Origin of the sequence: Pseudomonas sp. 22189, assembly GCF_052045635.1 — a bacterium.
Lineage (GTDB): Bacteria > Pseudomonadota > Gammaproteobacteria > Pseudomonadales > Pseudomonadaceae > Aquipseudomonas > Aquipseudomonas parakoreensis.
On sequence record NZ_JBQEPG010000064.1, the window covers coordinates 1 to 974 of the forward strand.

Consider the following 974-nt stretch of genomic DNA (forward strand, 5'->3'; position numbering starts at 1 on the left):
CAAAAGATCGCAGCCTGCGGCAGCTCCTACATCAGAACGCCAGTTTATAGCCGATCAACAGCAACATGGTCGCCAGACACGGGCGCAGCAATTCATCGGAAATGCGCCCGGTCAAGTGGCTGCCCAGCCAGATGCCCGGCAGCGAACCCATCAGCAGGAAACCCAGCACGCCCCAATCCATGTTGCCCATGCTCGCGTGGCCAAGACCTGCAACCAGGGTCAGCGGCACAGCGTGGGCAATTTCGGTGCCGACCAGACGCCGGGTTGGCAGCAGTGGATAGAGAATGAACAACGCAACCGTGCCGAGGGCGCCGGCGCCGATCGAGGTCAGGGCGACCATGGTGCCGAGGATCAGACCGGTGATCACGGTCATTACGTTCAGGCGCGCGCCGCTCGGGTTGTAGTTGCCGCCCGCACGGTTATGGGCGAATTCCAGCAGGCGCTTCTTGAACAGAATCGCCAGCGCGGTGGCGAACAACACCCAGCCCAAGGCTTGCTTGATGATCGCGTTCATCGCCTCGGGCGCGGTGTGCAGACTGCTGAGAAACCACAAGGTCAAGGCGACTGCCGGCACGCTGCCAAGGGTCAGCCAACCGGTGATCGCCCAATCGATGTTGTTGTTCTTCTTGTGAACCAGCACGCCACTGGATTTGGTGATGGCCGCGTACAACAGGTCAGTGCCCACCGCGGTTGCCGGGTTGATACCGAACCACAGCAGGATCGGCGTCATCAACGAACCGCCGCCGACACCGGTCATGCCGACAATAAAACCCACCACCAGCCCGGCGATGACCAGGCCGAAATTTGCCAATTCCATTAAGACGTCCAGAAAAACGACAGGAAAAATCTGGCCCGCAGCATAGCGATTTTTCATATAACCACATATATCAATGCGGTCTATCGTTATGCCCGATTCCTACATCTAACACTGTAGGAGCTGCCGGAGGCTGCGATCTTTTGATCTTGATTAAAAG

The 974-nt window shown here is 58.2% G+C and carries 1 protein-coding gene; it reads right to left on the reverse strand.

Annotated elements, in window-relative coordinates; all coding sequences use genetic code 11:
- Positions 1 to 31 precede the first annotated feature (31 nt).
- Positions 32 to 817 (reverse strand): sulfite exporter TauE/SafE family protein, encoded by a 786-nt coding sequence (locus ACTJKS_RS27975; RefSeq protein WP_041074069.1) that lies wholly within the window; start codon positions 815 to 817, stop codon positions 32 to 34.
- Positions 818 to 974: the final 157 nt, after the last annotated feature.